General features: G+C 37.1%; 21 protein-coding genes and 2 tRNA genes. 4 read left to right on the top strand and 19 right to left on the bottom strand.

The features are described 5' to 3' along the window. Positions 1–222 precede the first annotated feature (222 nt). The gene (locus KGF86_RS04330; RefSeq protein WP_186870271.1) at positions 223–702 is read left to right on the top strand and encodes a LiaI-LiaF-like domain-containing protein; all 480 of its coding nucleotides are present in this window, start codon (positions 223–225) and stop codon (positions 700–702) included. 42 nt (positions 703–744) lie between these two features. On the opposite strand, the gene KGF86_RS04325 is transcribed toward KGF86_RS04330, so the two are convergent. From KGF86_RS04325 to KGF86_RS04265, 13 genes are all read right to left on the bottom strand, one after another. Further along, positions 745–1467, bottom strand: coding sequence for an amino acid ABC transporter ATP-binding protein (locus KGF86_RS04325; RefSeq protein WP_186870342.1), 723 nt, complete (start codon positions 1465–1467; stop codon positions 745–747). 29 nt (positions 1468–1496) lie between these two features. Beyond that, entirely contained in the window at positions 1497–2159 is a 663-nt protein-coding gene (locus KGF86_RS04320; RefSeq protein ID WP_186870270.1) for an amino acid ABC transporter permease, read from the bottom strand. Positions 2160–2185: 26 nt separating this feature from the next. After that, on the bottom strand, positions 2186–3013 hold the full coding sequence (locus KGF86_RS04315; RefSeq protein WP_211741236.1) for a transporter substrate-binding domain-containing protein: 828 nt from the start codon (positions 3011–3013) through the stop codon (positions 2186–2188). A gap of 413 nt (positions 3014–3426) precedes the next feature. Beyond that, positions 3427–4008 (bottom strand): ribosome biogenesis GTP-binding protein YihA/YsxC, encoded by a 582-nt coding sequence (gene yihA, locus KGF86_RS04310; protein ID WP_186870268.1) that lies wholly within the window; start codon positions 4006–4008, stop codon positions 3427–3429. Continuing rightward, positions 3989–6325: an endopeptidase La gene (gene lon / locus KGF86_RS04305; RefSeq protein ID WP_211741235.1), complete on the bottom strand. Its 2337-nt coding sequence runs from the start codon at positions 6323–6325 to the stop codon at positions 3989–3991. Before lon ends, yihA begins: the two co-directional genes overlap by 20 nt. 251 nt (positions 6326–6576) lie before the next feature. Continuing rightward, positions 6577–7854: an ATP-dependent protease ATP-binding subunit ClpX gene (gene clpX, locus KGF86_RS04300; protein WP_186870266.1), complete on the bottom strand. Its 1278-nt coding sequence runs from the start codon at positions 7852–7854 to the stop codon at positions 6577–6579. 460 nt (positions 7855–8314) lie between these two features. Then, the gene (gene tig / locus KGF86_RS04295) at positions 8315–9604 is read right to left on the bottom strand and encodes a trigger factor (RefSeq protein WP_186870265.1); all 1290 of its coding nucleotides are present in this window, start codon (positions 9602–9604) and stop codon (positions 8315–8317) included. A gap of 155 nt (positions 9605–9759) precedes the next feature. Continuing rightward, positions 9760–10743, bottom strand: coding sequence for a tetratricopeptide repeat protein (locus KGF86_RS04290; protein ID WP_186870264.1), 984 nt, complete (start codon positions 10741–10743; stop codon positions 9760–9762). Between the two features lie 246 nt (positions 10744–10989). Beyond that, entirely contained in the window at positions 10990–11271 is a 282-nt protein-coding gene (locus tag KGF86_RS04285; RefSeq protein WP_246521323.1) for a hypothetical protein, read from the bottom strand. Between the two features lie 486 nt (positions 11272–11757). After that, positions 11758–12147 (bottom strand): aspartate 1-decarboxylase, encoded by a 390-nt coding sequence (gene panD, locus KGF86_RS04280; protein ID WP_211741234.1) that lies wholly within the window; start codon positions 12145–12147, stop codon positions 11758–11760. Between the two features lie 3 nt (positions 12148–12150). Then, the gene (gene panC, locus KGF86_RS04275) at positions 12151–12999 is read right to left on the bottom strand and encodes a pantoate--beta-alanine ligase (RefSeq protein WP_211741233.1); all 849 of its coding nucleotides are present in this window, start codon (positions 12997–12999) and stop codon (positions 12151–12153) included. Beyond that, positions 12986–13846 (bottom strand): 3-methyl-2-oxobutanoate hydroxymethyltransferase, encoded by an 861-nt coding sequence (gene panB / locus KGF86_RS04270; RefSeq protein WP_186870260.1) that lies wholly within the window; start codon positions 13844–13846, stop codon positions 12986–12988. Before panB ends, panC begins: the two co-directional genes overlap by 14 nt. Further along, positions 13843–14688, bottom strand: a complete 846-nt coding sequence (locus KGF86_RS04265) for a Rossmann-like and DUF2520 domain-containing protein (RefSeq protein ID WP_186870259.1) — start codon at positions 14686–14688, stop codon at positions 13843–13845. The genes panB and KGF86_RS04265 overlap by 4 nt, the downstream gene beginning before the upstream one ends. Positions 14689–14800: 112 nt before the next feature. Between KGF86_RS04265 and KGF86_RS04260 the strand changes: the two genes are divergently transcribed. Continuing rightward, a complete protein-coding gene (locus KGF86_RS04260; protein ID WP_186870258.1) occupies positions 14801–15400 on the top strand; it encodes a TetR/AcrR family transcriptional regulator in 600 nt (199 codons plus the stop codon). A 126-nt stretch (positions 15401–15526) separates the two neighbouring features. Next, the gene (locus KGF86_RS04255; RefSeq protein ID WP_186870257.1) at positions 15527–16009 is read left to right on the top strand and encodes a CBO0543 family protein; all 483 of its coding nucleotides are present in this window, start codon (positions 15527–15529) and stop codon (positions 16007–16009) included. Positions 16010–16157: 148 nt separating this feature from the next. Here the strand turns inward: KGF86_RS04255 and KGF86_RS04250 are convergent, their stop codons facing one another. Further along, positions 16158–16667 carry a type 1 glutamine amidotransferase domain-containing protein gene (locus KGF86_RS04250; RefSeq protein ID WP_222619048.1) on the bottom strand — a complete coding sequence of 170 codons (510 nt, stop codon included), beginning with the start codon at positions 16665–16667 and terminating at the stop codon, positions 16158–16160. 179 nt (positions 16668–16846) lie between these two features. Here KGF86_RS04250 and KGF86_RS04245 point away from each other — a divergent pair, with 179 nt between their 5' ends. Continuing rightward, the gene (locus KGF86_RS04245) at positions 16847–17851 is read left to right on the top strand and encodes an LLM class flavin-dependent oxidoreductase (protein WP_211741232.1); all 1005 of its coding nucleotides are present in this window, start codon (positions 16847–16849) and stop codon (positions 17849–17851) included. A 208-nt stretch (positions 17852–18059) separates the two neighbouring features. Here KGF86_RS04245 and KGF86_RS04240 read toward each other — a convergent pair. The 5 genes from KGF86_RS04240 to rph form a co-directional block, all read right to left on the bottom strand. Beyond that, a tRNA-Arg gene (locus KGF86_RS04240) sits at positions 18060–18136 on the bottom strand. 7 nt (positions 18137–18143) lie between these two features. After that, positions 18144–18217, bottom strand: a tRNA-Gly gene (locus tag KGF86_RS04235). A gap of 292 nt (positions 18218–18509) precedes the next feature. Further along, the gene (locus KGF86_RS04230) at positions 18510–19022 is read right to left on the bottom strand and encodes a metallophosphoesterase (protein WP_186870255.1); all 513 of its coding nucleotides are present in this window, start codon (positions 19020–19022) and stop codon (positions 18510–18512) included. 13 nt (positions 19023–19035) lie between these two features. Beyond that, positions 19036–19632 (bottom strand): XTP/dITP diphosphatase, encoded by a 597-nt coding sequence (locus tag KGF86_RS04225; RefSeq protein ID WP_211741231.1) that lies wholly within the window; start codon positions 19630–19632, stop codon positions 19036–19038. 11 nt (positions 19633–19643) lie between these two features. Then, on the bottom strand, positions 19644–20393 hold the full coding sequence (gene rph, locus KGF86_RS04220) for a ribonuclease PH (RefSeq protein ID WP_211741230.1): 750 nt from the start codon (positions 20391–20393) through the stop codon (positions 19644–19646). Between the last annotated feature and the right edge of the window lie 121 nt (positions 20394–20514).

The raw sequence follows: 20514 nt of genomic DNA, 5'->3' as shown, positions 1-20514 counted from the left end.
TCTCCTCCGAAAATATAGCGGTTCAAATTCAACCTAGATTTCATACTGTAACTAGTATATCACAGTACAAACGTTTCGTTTTTTGGTTTTGTGAACAGATTATGAAAGTATGTTTTAAAAATATATGCTATCATAAAGATAAACTCAGATGTACTCTAACACACCATACTATAAGAATCAAGAAATCAACATACAGTATATGAACACGCGAAAGGTGAGGAAATGAAAAATAAAAATACCCTAACAGCCTACTTGCTAATTGGCATTGGTTTATATTTTTTATTTAGACAATTAAAGTTGCCTATCTTTACTGACTTTTATTCTTGGCCTACCATATTAATTATTATTGGCCTTGCGATGCTAATCTATAGCTTTAAGGTAAAGGATTATAATTTACTATTTAGCGGAACGCTCTTATTAGGATTCGGAATACATTTCCATGGAATTAGACATTATAGCTTCTGGATTGACCATTGGGCCATGTACCCTCTCATTATAGGTATCGCCTTTTTGATTCGTTATATCAAAACAAAAAAGGGCTTACTACCGGGGCTTATTCTTACTTTACTATCTGGTGTTTTCATCTTTTCGGTTAATATTCCACCATGGTTTGATTGGATACATGATGTAGTGAATTTCGCACAAGTTTATTGGCCAATCGTGCTAGTTGTAATCGGGATATACTTATTAAAGAAAAAATAAAAAGGGTTTTCTTAGGTCGTTTCCTAAGAGAACCCTTTATTGTTATAAAATTGAACTTAAGAAAGCTCTCGTTCGTTCTTCCTTTGGTTGTTCAAAAATTCCATCCGGTTTTCCGTATTCTACAATTTTTCCGTCATGCATATACACAACCCAGTCCGCCACTTCTCTAGCAAACCCCATTTCATGTGTGACAACTACCATGGTCATTCCTTCATCAGCTAGCTCCTTCATAGTTGTCAGAACTTCACCCACTAATTCAGGGTCTAATGCAGAGGTTGGTTCATCAAATAACATCACATCTGGTTTCATTGCAAGGGATCGAGCGATTGCCACACGCTGTTTCTGTCCACCTGATAATGTTGAAGGATAGACATCATACTTGTCACCAAGTCCTACTTTATCAAGCAATACTTTTGCCTCTTCTATTGCTGTTTTCTTAGGAAGTTTTTTAACTAATACTGGGGCCTCGATGATGTTTTCTAATACCGTTTTATGTGGAAAGAGATTAAAATGCTGAAAAACCATCCCTACCCGTTGACGAATATGATTTAAGTCATGTGAATCTTTTTCAATCTGAACCTCTTCCAGGAATATCTTACCGTCATCCTTTAACTCAAGAAAATTGATGCAACGTAACAACGTACTTTTACCGGAGCCACTTGCACCAATTAATACGACAACATCACTTTCTTCTACCGTAAGATCAATATCTTTCAATACATGTAAATCACCGAATGATTTATTTAATTGTTCCACCCGAACCATTTTTCTCCTAGCCATTTCGTTTACCTCCCTTAATCACTTTTTGCTAATTTCTTTTCTACCCTATTTACTACAGCCGTTAGGATAAACACAATAAATAAATAATAGACGGCAGCAATGGAATAGAATGTTAGGAAATCAAAAGAGTTTGATCCTAAGGAACTTGAAACTCCAAATAGCTCCTGTGCTCCAATAAAGGAAACTAATGACGAATCTTTAATTCCAATGATAAATTGATTACCAAGGGAAGGAATCGCTCGACGAAATGCTTGTGGGAGAATGATTCTTCTCATTGTTTGCGGCTTGGTCATCCCTAAGGAACGCCCTGCTTCCATTTGACCTTTATCAATCGACTGAATAGTTCCGCGAATAATCTCAGCAATATATGCACCACTATGGATGGCTAGCCCTATAGCACCAGCCCAAAATGCATTAATCAAGATGAGTTCTGTAATGCCATAATACAGAACAAAAATCTGAACTATTAATGGCGTACCTCTTATCACCCAAATATACGCATCTGCAATCCATTGAAGTGGTCTAATGTTGGAGATTTTAAGAATGGCAAAAAATAAACCGATTACAAAAGCAATTACTAGCGATGCGATGGATAAATAGATGGTTATCTTCAGACCTTGAAGAAATAAAGGATAGCTATTTATAAATACTTGTAGAAAATGAGACAAGTGTTCCAACTCCTTATCATTTTACTCGATGGAAATTACTCTAATTCTTCTGGTTCTTGCGTAATGTCAACACCGACCCATTCTTCAGCTAATTTAGCTAGCTCTCCACTATCCTTTAATTCTTGAAGTGCACCATTAATAGCTTCTAACAAAGCATCATTCTCTTTGTTTACAGCGACAGCTTGCTCACTGACACCTAATTGCCCACGATTTTCAATCTCTAAACCATTCTGAATTGCCGATTGTCCCGTGATTTCATCCGTTATGACAGCATCGTGATGCCCGGATGCTAATGATTGCAATGCCACTACATCACTATCTACTTGTGGAATATTATCTGTATACTCTTGTGCTATTTCTACATAGGTTGAGCCTCTCGAAACAGATATTTCCTTCCCATTTAGGTCTGCAGCTGATTGTATGTCACTATCTGGTCTTGTATAAATAACTGGACCTGAATAATAATACGGTATGGAGAAGTTAACTTTTTCTAGTCGTTCATCTGTTATGGTATGACTCGCAACCGCAATATCGTAACGTCCTTCATTCACTCCTGTAACAATTCCGGAAAACTTAGCCTTTTGGACTACTGGTTCTAGACCAAGTTTTTCAGCAATTGCTTCTGCTACCGCAATATCATAACCAACCATTTCAGCACCTTCCATATAACTAAACGGCTTGAACTCACCTGAAGCAGCAAAAATTAGCTTACCTTCCTCTAACAATGCATATTCTGAACTTCGGTTTTGATCTTCATTATGTGCTTGATTATCTGATGTATCATCGGGGCTCTCCTCTGACCCACATGCAGCTAGTACAACTAATAAAAACGCGAAAAATAGTGTAATTTTCAGTTTTCTCATAGTATAACAAATTTCTCCCTCTCTTGTTATTTTGAAATGATTCACTCATTTCCCACTTCAAAAGTATAACAAGATATAAATTGAACATCGAATTGGAAATAATCATATTAATATTGATATAAGATGCACTAACTTTATTATAGGCATATAAGTACTCATCTCTTACAATTGCTTCATAATACTGTCTTGCAGTAGGAATTCATCAAAATGTCCAATATTTTGCAGGCTGCTGTGACGGAAAAAGATGGATGTAATTATATTTTGCGGTTGGTAAACTTCACACGGTTGCCCCTTGCATCTTAAAAAGAGCTGGGCACAAAATTAATTTTCTCCAAAAAAAACCGAATGATGAGCAATGACTCTGCTCGTGTATCATTCGGTTTTCCATCTATTTTCTTATTATTACGTTTACACTATAAATACTTCTTCAAAATTCCCCAAGCTTCATCTTTACCTTCACCAGTTTCCGCTGAGAAAGGCAACACGAGATCACCTTTGTCCACTTGTAGCGTATTAATGGTTCGTTTAATATGTTGTGCTCGTTTCCCTTTTGGAATTTTATCTAATTTCGTTGCAACAACCACTACAGGAAGATCAAAATGCTTTAAGAATTCATACATTTGGATATCGTCACGAGTTGGCTCATGGCGAATATCGGTTATAAGTAATACAGCCTTTAATGTCTCACGAGTCTGAAAATATTCTTCCATCATGACTCCCCATTTTTCACGTTCGGTTTTGGAAACCTTCGCATATCCATATCCAGGAACATCGACAAAATAAAAGGCGTCATTGATTCGATAGAAGTTCAATGTTTGTGTTTTACCTGGTTTTGATGATGTTCGCGCTAGGTTCTTGCGGTTGATTAACTTATTAATAAACGATGATTTCCCAACATTGGATCGGCCTGCTAGAGCAATTTCAGGTAGTTGATCGTTTGGATATTGTTTCTTACTAACGGCACTAATTACAATTTCAGCGTTTGTTACTTTCATTTTTCTCCTCCACTAGGGCATGCTTTAATACTTGGTCCAGATGATTTACTGGGATAAAGGTTAATTCATTTCTTACACTTTCTGGAATATCATCTAGATCCTTTTTATTATCTTCTGGGAAGATAATTGTCGTGATACCCGCACGATGTGCACTCAAGGTCTTCTCTTTTAGTCCACCAATCGGAAGCACACGTCCTCTTAATGTAATTTCCCCTGTCATGGCTACTTCTTTTTTTACGGCACGGTTCGATAGGGCAGACACTAGCGCCGTTGCCATTGTTATTCCTGCAGAAGGACCGTCCTTAGGTGTGGCACCTTCAGGAACATGAATGTGAATATCATACTTTTCATGAAAATCTTGTTGGATGCCAAGCTCCTCTGCTCTAGAGCGAATATAGCTAAATGCAGCTTGAGCAGATTCACGCATAACATCACCAAGCTTACCTGTCAGCGTTAATTTACCTTTTCCAGGATAATGTGATACTTCGATAGATAATGTATCACCACCAACCGTAGTATACGCAAGTCCGGTTGCTGCTCCAATTTGGTTTTCTTTTTCCATTTGACCATATCGGAAAATCGGTTTACCGAGCAACTCCTCTAAACTCTTTTCTGTTACAACCACTCGTTTTTTCTCGTTCGATACAATAAGTTTTGCTGCTTTACGGCATACCTTAGCAATCTGCCGCTCTAGTGTACGTACACCAGCTTCTCTTGTATATAGACGAATTAATTTGAGCAATGCTTCATCTCTAACTTGGAGATTGCTTTTTTTCAAGCCATTCTCTTTCAGTTGTTTAGGGAAAAGATGCTCTCTGGCAATATAAAGCTTCTCCATCTCTGTATAACCGGAAAGTGATATGAGCTCCATACGGTCTAATAATGGTCCAGGAATGTTATTAACATAGTTAGCTGTAGCAATAAATAAAACATTCGATAAATCGTATGTCTCTTCAATAAAATGGTCACTAAAGCTATTGTTCTGCTCTGGATCTAATACTTCGAGCATGGCAGAGGAAGGATCTCCTCTGAAGTCATTAGACATTTTATCAATCTCATCTAATAAAAATACTGGATTAATGGTCTTTGCTTTGCGCATTCCTTGGATGATTCGCCCTGGCATAGCACCAATGTATGTTCTTCTATGTCCTCTGATTTCCGCTTCATCTCGAACTCCACCTAGAGAGATTCGCACAAAGTTGCGATTTACCGATTTAGCGATGGATTTTGCTAAAGATGTTTTACCAACACCCGGTGGCCCAACAAGACAAAGAATAGGCCCTTTTATAGAATTAGTTAACTTTTGAACTGCCAAGTATTCTAATATCCGTTCTTTAACTTTATTAAGACCATAATGATCTTTATCCAATATTTCTTGTACACGTGGAATCTCAATTGTATCTTGAGACTTTTCCGTCCATGGCAATGCTAACAGCCAATCTAAATAGTTTCGAATCACAGAGCTCTCTGCAGATGACTGTGGAACCTTTTCATAACGTCCTAATTCTTTTAAAGCGACCTCCATGATTCGTTCAGGCATATTGGATTTCTCAATCTTTTCCCGTAAATCACTTACCTCACCAGATTTACCATCCTTATCACCGAGTTCTTGTTGAATTGCCTTTAGTTGTTCACGAAGATAGTATTCCTTTTGTGTTTTCTCCATGGAGGATTTTACACGCTGCCCAATTTTTTTCTCCAAATCTAAAACTTTCTTTTCGTTAGAAATTAAATTGATCAGATGCTGTAATCGTTCTTTCGTGTTAACCATCTCTAATAGCTCTTGTTTATCTTTTAATTTCAATGATAAGTGTGAGGTAATAATATCTGCTAATCTTCCTGGCTCTTCTATATCACTAACTGTAGCCAGAGTTTCTTTCGTAATTTTTCTAGAAACTTTTACATATTGCTCAAATTGCTTCCGAATATTTCGCATGAGAGCTTCTTCCTCTAACCAATCACCAGAAACCTCTTCTAATTCCTGAACTTCAACTGTAAACTCATTATCCTCATCTATGAATCGAATTATTTCTCCTCTATTTAAGCCTTCAACCAGCACACGAAATGTTCCATTAGGAAGCTTTAACATTTGCTTAATCTTCGCCAGTGTTCCAATACGATATATTTCATCAGGCTTAGGTTCATCGATACTTACTTTCTTTTGAGCAGCTAAGAAGATAATCTGTTCATCCACCATAGCTTTCTCTATTGCAGCAACAGACTTATCTCTACCTACATCAAGATGTAACACCATCGTTGGAAATACTAATAAACCACGTAACGGGAGGAGGGGAACCTGTTTTGTATCATTATTCATCTTAGTATGTACCTCCAAATAATAAATTGAATTAAATTTTATGTATATTAAAGTTTATAGAAGTGTATTAACTTTGTAAAACAAAAGAGCACGACTGTGACATTATTTAGCTTACCCTCAGAGTGTCTCGGTAATTCTTTTCCTTGTCATGAAAATAAAAAAGACTAACTAGGGACTTTCATTCCGCTTCAGATGGTTCATCTGGTTGGGACAAGAATCCTAGTCAGCCTCTTCTTACCTGAATGTAAAACTTACGCACTTTCTTTTGGAAGCTTCGTAATTCCTTCAGCTACAGTACCATCCGTGAAATATAGTCTTGGACTACCATTCTCATTGATTACTGTATCTTTCGTAATTACGCACTTCGTAATATCTTCTCTTGATGGAAGTTCAAACATCACATCTAGCATGATGGTTTCTAGAATAGAACGTAATCCACGAGCACCTGTGTTGCGTTCGATTGCCTTCTTAGCAATTTCAACTAGAGCATCTTCTTCAAATTCTAGTTCAACATTATCTATTTGGAATAGTTTTTCGTATTGCTTAACAAGTGCGTTCTTAGGCTTTGTTAAAATTTCAATTAATGCTTCCTCATCCAATGGTTCAAGGCTACCGATCACTGGAAGTCTTCCAATGAATTCAGGAATTAGACCATAACGATGTAAATCCTCCGGTAACACTTTAGAAAGGAGTTGGCCTTTATCTAATTCTTCTTGTTTTTCATTAGCGCCGAAACCAATAACTTTCTTACCAAGTCTTCTCTTAATCACTTGTTCAATTCCATCAAATGCTCCACCACAAATAAATAAGATATTCGTTGTGTCAATCTGGATAAACTCTTGATGCGGATGCTTACGACCTCCTTGAGGAGGCACACTAGCAACGGTTCCTTCTAGTATTTTTAGAAGTGCTTGCTGTACACCTTCCCCAGAAACATCTCTTGTAATAGAAGGATTTTCTGATTTACGAGCAACCTTGTCTATCTCATCAATGTATATGATACCTTTTTCGGCCTTTTCTATATCATAATCCGCAGCTTGGATTAGCTTTAGAAGAATGTTCTCAACATCTTCCCCAACATATCCTGCTTCTGTAAGAGAGGTCGCGTCCGCCATTGCAAATGGAACATTGAGAATACGAGCTAAAGTTTGAGCAAGTAGTGTTTTACCACTACCAGTAGGACCGATCATTGCAATATTACTTTTTGATAATTCAACATCATCGGTAGACTTTGGTGAATTGATACGTTTGTAGTGGTTATATACTGCTACAGATAGGTTCTTCTTCGCCTGTTTTTGTCCGATTACGTAATCATCTAAGATTTCACAAATCTCTTTAGGCTTCGGAACCTCTTTGAATTCCATTTCCTCTTCGGTACCTAATTCTTCTTCTACAATTTCAGTACATAGTTCAATACATTCATCACATATATAAACACCAGGACCAGCAACTAACTTTCGTACTTGTTCTTGACTCTTACCACAAAATGAACATTTTAGCTGTCCCTTTTCTTCATTAAATTTGAACATTAATTTTTCACCCCTAAAATTTCTGGTCGATAACACAAAACGTTCAGTTATAATAGATATCATATCAGATGGCGTTTTGAAAACAAAATAATATACACTTTGCTCTGTTCTCTAAGTAGTATATACCATTTATTTTCTCTTTACGATGTTACAGATAACCTATTTTCGTGTGATTTATTTAGTATATGACACGATACCTAATAAAATTGATACTGATTCTTACACTGCTTTGTTTCTTATCATACTAAATTACACATAAAATTACTAAAGAAAACCATTCTCGAAAGCAAGAAAAGTACAAGGTACTCCATTTATCGAAGTCTATAGATGTGGTAAGTCTTACTTGTTGCTTGCTTACGAAGCTAGGATCCTTTGAATATACATCCTTTTCTGTTTAAAAAAACAAGGTACGAATTTTCGCACCTTGTTTTTTGTTGTATATTACCAGTCCATTATTATATTATGCAACTGTTTTACTATTATCCACTAAGAAATCAATTGCTTTACGGAATAATAGATCTTCTTTAATTGGTTCTGTGTTACCACCAAGCATTTGTGTTAGTTGCTCTGTGTCTACGCCATACATAGAAGCCATGTTTTCTAACTCAGCTTTTATATCTTCATCTGTAACATCAAGGTTTTCAGCTTTCACAATAGCTTCAAGAGTTAGATTAGTTTTGACACGTTTACCAGCATCTTCACGCATTTGCTCTTTTAAAGCATTCTCATCTTGACCAGAGAATTGGTAGTAAAGGTCTAATGTCATCCCTTGCATTTGTAGGCGTTGTTCAAATTCACGCATCATACGATCAAGTTCTGTTTCAACCATTACTTCTGGAACTTCTACTTCTGCATTTTCAGAAGCTTTGTTAATTAATTCTTCACGTTTTGCATTTTCAGCAGATTGCTTCTTCTCAGTTTCAAGCTCTTCACGTTTTTTCGCTTTAAGCTCTTCTAGAGTTTCCACTTCATCATCGACATCTTTAGCGAACTCGTCATCTAGCTCTGGAAGTTCTTTTGATTTAATTTCATGAATTGTTACTTTGAAAGTAGCTTCTTTACCAGCTAAATCTTCCGCATGGTAATCCTCTGGGAATGTTACTTGGATTTCAGTTTCCACGCCAGCCTCTTTACCAACTAGTTGTTCTTCAAATCCAGGAATAAATTGACCTGAACCAATTTCAAGAGAATGGTTTTCACCTTTTCCGCCATCGAAAGCTTCACCATCTAAGAAACCTTCAAAATCCATTACAACCGTGTCGCCTTCTTCAACAGTACCTTCTTCTTTTACCACTAGTTCAGCATGACGCTCTCTAAGTTGTTGTAATTCGTTATCTACATCTTCATCTGTAATAGTAGAATCTAATTCTTCTACTTCAAGACCTTTATACTCGCCAAGCTTAACTTCAGGCTTAACTGTTACATCAGCAGTAAATACTAATGTTTGACCTCTTTCGATTTGTTCAATATCAATGCTAGGTTGATCAATTGGCTCGATACCAGATTCTTCAACAGCTTTCGTATATGCTTCAGGTAATACGATATCCACTGCATCTTGGTATAATGCTTCTACACCAAAGCGCTTTTCAAAAATTGGGCGAGGCATTTTACCTTTACGGAACCCAGGAACTTGAACTGTTTTTACTACTTTCTTGAAGGCTTTATCTAAAGCAGTTTCAAACTCTTCTGCAGAAACTTCAAAAGTTAAAACTCCTTCATTTCCTTCTTTTTTTTCCCATTTTACTGACATATATTTTTCCCTCCAAAAATCTATTATTTCCATTAACTACTTAATTTCATTAATTAGATTCATTTAAGTATTTTTATAAACACTTTTCTAAAATTGCAACCATCTTATTATAACATAATTACTAAGCCTTTCAAGACATAAGCTAAAGTTTTGATTTATTCCTCAATGATAGATAAATATAACTGCTCACTGGTTAAGATATCATCTCGATACACCACTACCTTCCCCTTATCTTGCATAGATGGTAGTCCTTGTTGATTCATTATTTGATAGCCTATCATCTTCAAGCTCTCCGCCAGTAGTTCTGCGTCGGATTCGGGTGGTAGAATCGGGTATTGAACATAAAAATAACGATAGAGCAACTGATTTAAAAAGTGATATAAGGTTGGGTTCTCCTGCTCCACTTCATGTAGGTGGGCTAATGTCCCTTTAAAGGTAGGGTGCATTGCTATCTCTGGAACATCATGAGGTTTTACATTAATTTTCACGCCCTGTTTTTCTACATCAACTTGCTTTGTAACATGTTGTTCTTGTAGCCAACAGAAGATAGCAGTTTTCACCACTGGATGTACCTCATTTTGTCCTAATAATTGGATTACCCGATTATCTAGCTCAGCTTCCATAGAACGTAGCCTTGTTATTGTTTGCCACTGCTTTTCATGGTTCGAAAGGGAAACAGCTTCCAGTAGCTCTTCAATAAATATAGTTGACTGCTTTTCTACTATATCTGACTCCATTTTTTCACTCATATTATATAGCTCGGTAAATTGCTCTCGTAACATTGTAGGTAGATTTTCCGAAGCTAACTCCACTTCGATCAAATCCATTAATACATCATATTTATTCGTTTGGAACAATATCGTTAAATAAATATGTATATAGTGGAAATAGTGTTCATCTTGTTTATTCTCAATCATACTTTCGCACAATTCTTCAGCCTCTTGATAGTGACCCAACTCCATTAAGCACATTAATTTGCCAATAATCACTTCATGATCATGTATATTATATTGTAACAACTCATTCAATTTCGATAATGCATCATTATACCGTTTCTCTTGTAATGCTTGGAATCCCTCTTCCTTTAAGGTCATTCCGTATTTCGGAAAGATAATGATATTTTCGTCATCATGATTCATAGCCTTCCTCCCTTAATACTATTACGCTATTTTAAACCAATCTGATAAGAAGAATACGTAGCAGTAAACATGGTGTGCTTACACTTCTTTCTCTTTACCTAATACATGTAAAAAAAGAAACCTTCTAAGGTCTCCAGTAAATTTTTTGAAATATATCATGTTATATAATTGCATAATCCTAAAGGAAAAGCAATTTATCGAAAGGGAGAATTTTATACGTTTCATAACTTCCTTCAATACCAAAACCTATTTATATAGTTCCTTATATGCTATTACTTTTAATGCCTTTATCTCTTTATCTGTTAATTTCTGTTCCATTTCGTGGATAAGTTCATCCTTCGTAATGCGACCTTGTTCTGCCTTCGTTTGAATATCTTGTAGTCCCGATATACCCACTTTTTGCACTAAAAGTCTGGCAGCTTCCTCCTTCGTTGTAAATGGCAATGTACTTTCATCGACAGATTGAGCATCCTGTAGAAAAGCTCGTAATTCCGGATCACCTTCTATTGCTCTTTTTATCTTTTCCAATTCACCGCTATTCTCTAATTGTGCAGTTCAAGCTTCCATCAATTTATCTGATGCTAGATTTATGCCAACATAATAGACACCATATCCTATACCGATAAGGACCAACACGGTAATAAACAAGTACTTCAAAAACTTTAGCATCCCCTAGCCTCCCTTACCTTATCATACATGCATATTCTAATTTGATGCTAGCGTATCCGATTTATGACTACTTTTTACCACGTTATAGACACATAGCCGAATTCATTTCCTAGCTTAAAGTAAAGAGAAACAAAGGGAAAAGCATTTTCAACCTACTTGTCCATTATACTAAAATTCACCTACAAATAGAAAATAGCTACTTTTTACTTCTAAACGATCCGTTTATACGTAATGAACCTCTGTAGCAGAGTGGATGGCAATCACCTTAAAAATTCGAGCTAAGGCCCATTAGACCGTTAATCACAAATATTTCCAGGTTAGATTGAGATGGCTATATAGTACAGATTAACTTCTTGCTTGCCCTCCGTGTGTAATACTATCAGTCAATTCCATAATTTGATTATCTTCACTTAACAATACCACTTTTGGTTTATGATTAGCTGTTTCTTCAAGTGATAACTGAGCATAGCTCATTATAATTACGTTATCTCCAACTTGGACCAACCGGGCAGCTGCTCCATTTAAACAAACCATTCCCGAGCCCCGTTCTCCCTTAATAACATACGTTTCAAATCTACTTCCATTATTTATATCGACCACTTGGACTAGTTCATACTCTAATATCCCTGCAGCTTCCATTAAATGCTCATCGATTGTAATACTACCAACATAATTAAGATTCGCCTCAGTTACCGTAGCTCTATGTAGTTTTCCTTTTAACATGGTTACATTCATTTGTTATGCCTCTTCCCAAATAAAATTATCAATCAATCTTGTATTACCAATAAAAACAGCTACTGCACATAGAATGGATTCTTTTATATAATCTATACCCTGGATAGTGTTCGGATCAACAGCTTCAACATAATCTACCCGTGCAAGCGGTTCTTGTTCAATTTTTTTACGTACAGCAGATTTTATTACATGTGTATTTCTTTCACCATTCTCGATCAATCTTAATCCCTCATCAAGACCTTGAGACAAACATAATGCAGCTTTTCTCTCCACATCATTTAGGTAATTATTTCTAGAACTAAGCGCTAAACCATCCGACTCCCTAACAATGGGACAACCAACAATCCGAACCGGAAAACATAGATCTTCGGTCATTCTACGGATAACAGCAAGTTGCTGCGCATCTTTCATACCAAAGAATGCGCTGTCTGGTTGGACAATATGAAACAACTTTGCAACAACCGTGCAAACTCCACGAAAGTGCCCGGGCCTACTCCCCCCACAAAGTCCCTTTGATGTACCTTCCACATCAACATATGTGCTAAAACCAAAAGGATATAATTCATCTACCCCAGGGACAAATATAAGGTGAGCACCATTTGCTTCACATATCCTTTTGTCCATTTCAATATCTCTAGGATACTTATCCAAATCCTCAGATGGACCAAACTGTATTGGATTAACAAAGACGCTAACAACAACTCGATCATTCTCCTCAGCTGCACGCCTTATCAAACTCGCATGCCCCTCATGTAAATATCCCATAGTAGGTACAAAGCCAATCGTAAGATTTTCATTTTTCCATTGTTGTACAATCTGCCTTGTCTCTTTAATGGTCTTAGCGATATTCATTTTGTTCCTCCTCGAACTGTTTTTTTAGTTCATTTAACACTTCCTCATCCATATTATATATGTGCTCCTCTCCTGGGAAGATACCGTCCTTCACTTCTTGAGCATAGCGTTCAAAGCTTTCTTTCATTAAGTTACCTACAGCACCATACTTCTTCACGAACTTCGGAGATAAGTCACTAAACATCGCAAGCATATCCTGGTACACCAAGACTTGGCCATCACAACCAGCTCCAGCACCAATCCCAATTGTTGGTATAGTTAGTATGCTCGATATCCATTCAGCAAATGTTGCCGGTACACACTCTAGCACGAGTGCTACAGCACCAGCTTTTTCTACTGCTAATGCATCCTCCAATAGCTTAACTGCTGCATCGTGTTCACGTCCTTGTACCTTATACCCTCCAAGAACATTTACCGATTGCGGTGTCAATCCAAGATGCCCTATTACTGGAATAGATGCTTGATTAATTGCCTCTATCTGGGCACACACTTCCTTACCGCCTTCTAACTTGACAGCTTGTGCACCCGCTTCTTTAACTAATCTACCAGCATTTCTGACCGCTTCTTCTACAGATACTTGATAGGCCATAAATGGAAGATCCGCCACGACAAAAGCGTTTTCTGCACCTCTAGCTACAGCCTTTGTATGGTGTATCATATCTTCCATTGTGACAGGAAGCGTACTATCATATCCAAGCATTACCATCCCAAGGGAATCACCTACCAACAGACAGTTTATTCCTGCCTTATCCATGAGCTTCGCAGTAGTGTAATCATAAGCCGTAAGCATTGTAATTTTATCTCCATTACGTTTTTGCTGTTGTAATGTTAATACCGTATTCTTCATATCAGCATTTCCTCCTCTAACTTTGAATAGTCTCTTTCAGGATGCTTTTGTTTGGCTAACTCAAGCAATTCCTTGGAAAGTACTTCATATATTTGCCGATGAGGCCCCTGAAGGGTATGTAAATGTGATTTCACGGTAGTCTCATCACCTCTTTCAATAGGACCTGTTAACGAAGCAAGTAATCCCATTTGTACAACATTTTGTGCGTTTTGCTCAAAAAGCGTCCGCCATGCTTTTTGAGCAAAACTCTCGCTCAATCCACTAGCCAGAAATAAGTCTGTACCCATTTTTGTCAAACCAATGACCAAGTTACTACAGAACACTGCTGCCGCATGATAGAGAATTTTATTCTCAGGAGCAATATGTTCAATGGGGTTTGCTAATTTAGACAGTAATTTATGTATATGATTTCCACCCTTTGCCCCCTCTAAGGTGAAATGAACCCCCTGCATGCTTAAATAGGAGGTATTGATATCATGAATGGCACAAAGAGGATGTAGAGAAAATCCCAATGCCCTCCATTTTTCAATATCTTGAAATACAGAAGAACTTAATGTTCCACTACAATGGCATACTTCCTTTCCTTCAAGGGGAAATTGCCGTATCTGCTCCCACACTCCCGGCAAGGCAGAATCTGGAACCGTTAGAAAAAGCAAATCACTATTTTGAACAACTTCTTGTAGCGTTACACTTCTAGATCTTGTTATTAATGCCGCGTGATTAGAACTTGCTTTTGTTTTACTGTAATAACCGAAGATGGGAATATTATATTCAGAAAAATATTTACCGAGTGTAATGCCTACCTTGCCAGCTCCGATAAAACCTATTTGTGGCAATTGCATTTCCTCACCTCTTTAGCATATTGACTTAATGACACACGTGTCATATATTATGAAATAGATTTTATCACATAACAACAAAAGCGTCATCCATCATTTAGTTAGGAGTAATGCAATGGTAAGAACATCGAACATAGAAAGAAGAAGAAAAAAAGAAGCTACTATATTAAAGCATGCAAAAGACGTCTTCTGTCGTAACGGGTATATTAATGTAACCATGCAAGACATTATTGACGAGTGCTCTATAAGCAGGGGTGGCATCTATCTTTACTTCAGCTCAGTTGACGAAATATATATGGAGGTAGTAAAACGGAGAAATCATCGAAACTTTGAGGCAGTAAAAAGGGCAGTAGCGGAAAACACCCCTTTCTTCGAGCTTTGGAATTCATATTTAATAGTCCAAAAGCAACGTTTGCTTCATTTAGAAGATAGCATGCTACGTTCTACCTATGAGTTTTTATTTACGCATAAAAACGAAGAAAATCGGCATTTCCAACAGTCCTTACTTCATCACATTAAATCCACCATTTTAGAGATACTTTTATTGGGTGTTCGCCAAGGCGTATTACGAAATGAGAAAATTGATATGCTTGCTGAGAATTTCATGTTTGTTATTGAAGGATTAGGCATACTTTCTCTTGTCGGAGGCATAACAGAGGAGCATATATCTAAACAATTCTCACTTTTAGAATCCATGCTCCCGCTAAGGCGTTAACGATTAATGAATGATAAAGTTTAGAGAGAATTAGGTAGTATTAATCTACCTCAACTACTTTTTTCTAACTAAAAAGTACATAAAACTAAAATTTCTAGTCACCCTAAAGTAGAGGTGACTTTATTAATGAAAAATAAACTGGATAGAAATATCGAATTATCCGCATGGGGTATTACTGCTATATTACTACTTATTTTTGTTCCTAAAAAAAGAATCCGTGAAGCACAAATAGCATTCTTATTTAAGCATCTAATTACTTGGCTTTTCGGTTTACTAGTTGTAGAGAAAAAGCTCATCATATATCCTAAGCGTCTATTTTTTTCGAAGTCCATTAAATCTAGCTTTACATTTGAATACTTTGTCTACCCTGCCCTATGCACTTTATTTAATTTGTATTATCCAGAAAAACGCCCTGCTTTTATTAAGATGCTTTATTATTTCTTCCACACCTCTGTCATAGCAGGTTTTGAATTATTTGCTGTTAAGTATACGAATCTAATTAAGTACAAGAAGTGGACGTGGTACTGGAGTTTTATAACCGTCTGGTTAACGTACTATTTATCACACCTTTATCATAAATGGTTTTATCGTAATAAAGAAAGTGAATAAGGCTGATACTGGTACGAATAATACTCAATGAAAAATAACAAAAGAGCCACTCCCCTTACTCTAAGAGGTTTGACTCGATTCCTAGCCTAAACAATCAGGGACGGACACTTGTTGAACTAAGTTGCCCGTCCCTATATTTATAACTTTATTAAGCTAATCTTGCTAATATCTCACGAATAAATGCAGGTTCATCTGCAGGTGTACGTGATGTTACTAGGTTTTCACTTACTACTACTTCTTTATCGTGATAATTAGCGCCTGCTAACTTCACATCATCGCGAATTCCGATGTAGCTTGTTACTTCTTTTCCTTTTAGGATATCCGCACTAATCATAACTTGTGGACCATGACAAATCCCAGCAATTAACTTACCTGCTTCGTTAACTTCTTTTACAAAACGAACCACATCATCATTAACACGTAATGCTTCTGGTGCTCCTCCACCCGGGATCACAACCGCATCAAAATCTGCAGCCTTTACTTCAGATGCGCCAAGATCTGCTGTGTATGAAACGGTGCCTTTCTTGCCTTTACATTCCGCACCTTTTTCTAACCCAACAATCACTACCTCATGTCCAGATTCTTTTACTGCCTCATATGGATTTTTCATTTCTGAGTCTTCAAATCCATTTGCTAGAAGAAAAGCTACTTTCGCCATAATAATTCCTCCCGTATAAAGTTATGGTCATCTATATTGTATGGGAATACCATAGAGAGAAGCAAAAGATGTGCTTCATAAAGTACCGATCTCCTATGCAATTTATAGTTCATTCATTTGCCTTTCGCACCAAAATATACGAAAATGACATATAAACTTAAATACAAAGGAGTTACATCATGATTCCATTAAATATACTAGATTATTCACTAATTGATGAAGGTAATAACGCACGAGACGCACTGCTTCAAACAGTAGAATTAGCAAAACTTGCGGATAAATTGGGATATAACCGATATTGGGTACCTGAACAACATCATGCCTTCTCGATTGCCAGTAGTACTCCAGAAATGCTCATGATGTATCTCGCAAGCCGTACCAAACGTATCCGTATTGGTTCTGGCGGGGTAATGCTCCCCCACTATAGTCCATATAAAGTAGCAGAGAATTTTCGTATGCTGGAAGCAATCCATCCTAATCGCATTGATTTAGGCATTGGCAATTCCCCTGGTGGTAGACTCGTTAATCAGGTTTTAAATGAAGAAAAAGAAGAAAGATTATCTTATGAACAGCTTGTAAAAGATGTCTTGAAGTATTTAACAGATGATACTTCTAGCGAGCATCGTTTTCAAAACCTAATCGCTACACCTGTTACACCGACAAAACCAGAAATTTGGATGCTAGGTGCAGGTGGTCAAAGTACCAAAATAGCCGCCGAACATGGATTATCCTTAACCTATGCTCATTTTGTTAAGCCATTAGATAACGGGATAGACGTGATTGCCGACTACAAGAAGCATTTCCGACCTTCTGTATTTCAGAAGAAACCAAATTCTGCTATTGCCGTTTTCACCATTATTGCCGAAACGAAAGAAGAGGCGGAAGAGTTAGCCCTTGCTTTTGATGATTGGATGGTATCACTTGAAACTGCTAAAAACCCACTATATTTTCCATCTGTGGAAACAGCAAAAAAACAAGAATACAGCTCATTTGAGAAGAAAAAGATTGAACGTACAAGAAAAAAGGCAATCATCGGCGATGCCCAATATGTGAAAGAGGAACTGATTAAATTAAAAGCGTACTATCAAGTAGAAGAAGTAACCATTATTCCGAATCTCCCTGGTGCAGCGAATCGAATGAAGGGAATCGAATTGTTGGCGAAGGCGTTCGACCTTTTAGAGTAGGAAAAACTAACATACGGTGGACCACCGGGGGTTCAGCATAGATCGCTTCAACAGTATCATCCTCCAGTAAAATAAACTAGGAGGCTATAGAAATTTGCAGCGTTATTCTCGAGATAAAAAAAGAGATGCTGCCACAGTATTCAAATCTGTGTTAGCATCCCTTAACTATTAAAACCCTTGTCATATCAAGGGTTAAACTGTTATGTAATGGCGTCCCAGGAGAGATTCGAACTCCCGACCCACAGCTTAGAAGGCTGTTGCTCTATCCTGCTGAGCTACTGGGACATATTTATGGAGCGGGTGATGGGAATCGAACCCACGACATTAGCTTGGAAGGCTAGAGTTTTACCATTAAACTACACCCGCATTTAAGTGTATATATTTACTTTATTATTACTCACGCAAGTCATGCCCCTGCGTCTGCTAGTTTTTCAAGGAAGTATATTCCTCAGGGCAACTCGTAGTTTATTCGTTAGATGTTTCGCTCGTGGCTAGAGTTTTACCATTAAACTACACCCGCATATCAATATATGTTTCCTTTTGGGTCACAAAAATTATTATATGGAGTTTCAACCTAAAAGTCAATACTTAAATCCATTTTATCAATTTACAAAATATTCAACAGGAAGGGTGCTTGGAATACACCCCCTTCCCATTTCTAATCTAAAGCAGTTGTGTAAGATAATTCTTCTACAATTTTCCCTTCAACCGTTCGATACATTACAGCAATTCTATCTCTTTCTTCCCATTCTAGCACACAATACGTCTTCTCGGTTCGCATTCTTGGTAGTCGTATACTACCTGGATTTAGAAATAGCTTACCGCTAACTTTCTCCAAACCAGCGATATGAGAATGACCAAAACATATAATATCTGCATTGACCTCGTCTGCGCGGTAGGATAAGTTTAATAAATTCATTTTAACATTATGTAAATGCCCATGAACAACTAAGAATGTTAGTCCATTAATCTCTTTAATGATTTCATTCGGAAATTCACCGTATAAATCGCAGTTTCCTGATACGGTAAATACACCTTCCAATTCTTTCGCCCGCTCATTTAACTCAGAATCTCCACAATGAAAAATATATGGAGCATTCTCTCTTTCTCTAATCATTGCTATTTCCTTCGTTAATCCGTGGCTATCACTCATAATAACAACTTTTGGCATGATATCCTCTCCACTAACGTAGATTTTGTATCCAATCTTCTAATTGAACCATCGCATTTCTTCGGTGACTAATCTTGTTCTTCTCTCCAGGACCAAGCTCTGCCATAGTCTGATTATATCCGTCTGGTATAAAGATTGGATCATACCCAAAACCATGACTTCCTTTTTCTTCAAATGCAATAGTACCTTCACAATATCCTTTTTTAAAAATAGTAGTCTCACCAGGTATTGAAACGGATAGCACACATACGAAACGTGCAGTACGCTCCTCTGTAGGAACGTCTTTTAAATTTTCTAATACCTTCACGATATTTTTCTTATCATCCTTAGGCTCACCAGCATACCGAGCAGAAAAAATTCCTGGTTCACCGTCAAGTGCATCAATTACTAATCCAGAATCATCAGCCATAACCGGTATTTGTAGGATATTCGCAATACCTTCAGACTTCAGTGCACTATTTTCTTCAAAGGTAGAACCCGTTTCTTCAATATCTGGAAGTTCTTGTACTAAATCCAATAATGAAGTCGCTTTTATTCCATACCGTTCAAATAGAACTTTAAATTCTTTCGCCTTACCTTCATTTTTAGTTGCAATAATGATCTCCTTCATTCCATACCACCTCACTTTACTGTTTCACCGATGCGTTCTGATAATGCTCCAATTGCATTCTTCTGTACGGCAAAAATTTCACTTAATCCCTCATTTGCTAATGCTAACAAGGTTTGTAATTGCGCCATTGAAAAAGTAGCCTCTTCACCAGTTCCCTGAATTTCTACAAACTCACCAGAGCCAGTCATAACGATATTCATATCCACATTAGCCATAGAATCTTCTTCATAGTTCAAATCTAATATTTCCGTTCCATCTGGTAATACACCAACCGATGTAGCAGCAAGAAAGTCTGTTACAGGCATTTTCGTTAATGTATTCGTTTGTAAAAGCTTCCCAAAAGCAAGAACCATTGCAACAAAAGCTCCTGTTATAGAGGCTGTTCTTGTACCACCATCTGCTTGAATGACATCACAATCAATCCAAACCGTTCTTTCACCAATTTGATCCAAATCAACTACTGAGCGAAGTGCACGCCCAATTAGCCTCTGAATCTCCATCGTTCTTCCTGAAACCTTTCCTTTAGAAGATTCACGAATATTTCTATCTTGGGTAGCACGTGGTAGCATCGCATATTCTGCCGTAATCCACCCTTTTCCTTGACCACGCATGAAAGGAGGAACCCTGTCTTCAATCGTAGCATTACAAATAACTTTTGTATCGCCTACTTGAATAAATACAGAGCCTTCTGGATGCTTAATAAAATCTGTTGTAATCATAATTGGTCGTAAGCTATTAACATTTCTTTGATCTGTTCTCATATTATTTTCCTCCTTATCAAACCTTAGCTTATCATATTTTACTGGAAAGATTCACCTTATACAATTGTTTTAGAAGATACTTGTAATCCTTTACTCCTTCCCCTCTAAATGCTAATCGACA

The organism is Ornithinibacillus massiliensis, from assembly GCF_018310345.1.
GTDB lineage: Bacteria > Bacillota > Bacilli > Bacillales > Amphibacillaceae > Ornithinibacillus > Ornithinibacillus massiliensis.
This window is presented reverse-complemented; position numbering and strand designations above follow the sequence as displayed.